The organism is Streptomyces varsoviensis, assembly GCF_000718635.1.
Classification (GTDB): domain Bacteria; phylum Actinomycetota; class Actinomycetes; order Streptomycetales; family Streptomycetaceae; genus Streptomyces; species Streptomyces varsoviensis.
Genome location: NZ_JOBF01000074.1, coordinates 1 through 611 on the forward strand (window position 1 = coordinate 1; position 611 = coordinate 611).

The window sequence follows — 611 nt, forward strand, 5'->3', positions numbered from 1 at the left end:
GGTTTGGCCTCATCCAGTTTCGCTCGCCACTACTCCCGGAATCACGGTTGTTTTCTCTTCCTGCGGGTACTGAGATGTTTCACTTCCCCGCGTTCCCTCCACACTGCCTATGTGTTCAGCAGCGGGTGACAGCCCATGACGACTGCCGGGTTTCCCCATTCGGACACCCCCGGATCACAGCTCGGTTGACAGCTCCCCGGGGCCTATCGCGGCCTCCCACGTCCTTCATCGGTTCCTGGTGCCAAGGCATCCACCGTGCGCCCTTAAAAACTTGGCCACAGATGCTCGCGTCCACTGTGCAGTTCTCAAGCAAAAGGGCAAGCTCACGCTCGCACCCTCAGACACCCAACAGCGCGCCCAACACGACCCGTCCCTCTCTGCGTTCCACGCCGAAGCAGTACTAACAAGAGCAACCGATCGTGCCGAATAGTCAACGTTCCACCCATGAGCAACCACCGTCGAACACATGCCGACGTAATGGCCCTGGACCACCGGCGAACCGGCAGCCTAGATGCTCCTTAGAAAGGAGGTGATCCAGCCGCACCTTCCGGTACGGCTACCTTGTTACGACTTCGTCCCAATCGCCAGTCCCACCTTCGACGACTCCCTCC

At 59.7% G+C, this 611-nt stretch carries 2 rRNA genes; both read right to left on the bottom strand.

From position 1 onward, the window contains the following. Window positions 1-277: ribosomal RNA gene (locus IF55_RS35640) — 23S ribosomal RNA — on the bottom strand; the annotation flags it as partial. Between the two features lie 245 nt (window positions 278-522). After that, window positions 523-611: ribosomal RNA gene (locus tag IF55_RS35645) — 16S ribosomal RNA — on the bottom strand; the annotation flags it as partial.